1 protein-coding gene is annotated in these 279 nt (G+C 36.6%); it reads right to left on the bottom strand.

Features of this window, described 5'->3' with window-relative positions:
• Positions 1-144 (bottom strand): DUF896 domain-containing protein (locus SB717_RS35215; RefSeq protein ID WP_410907547.1); only part of this gene is annotated, 144 nt, incomplete at its 3' end.
• Positions 145-279: the final 135 nt, after the last annotated feature.

Below are 279 nucleotides of genomic sequence, written 5' to 3'. Positions count from 1 at the left end.
GTGATTTGTCATAGATTGTCGGAAAACTTTTAAATATTCCTGACGTAGCTCTTGCTGTTCTTTCGCTTCAGATTGTGTCAGACCTTCAGCCTTTGCCTTTTTTGAAAGAGCATTAATACGAGCAAGTTTATCTTTTGATAGCATATAAAACCTATCTCCTTATAATCAATAATTAAAATTACCGAACCGTTCAGGCAACATGTAGTCATCTTACTATATCTCTTTCGTCTTATCAAGAGATTGAGCCCTCTCTTGGTACTCTTGATAGCGACGATGTAC

Source organism: Priestia sp. SIMBA_032, assembly GCF_046535215.1.
GTDB classification, from domain to species: Bacteria; Bacillota; Bacilli; order Bacillales; family Bacillaceae_H; genus Priestia; species Priestia aryabhattai.
Note: the sequence above shows the minus strand (reverse complement) of the source record. Positions and strands in the feature narration are given on the sequence as shown.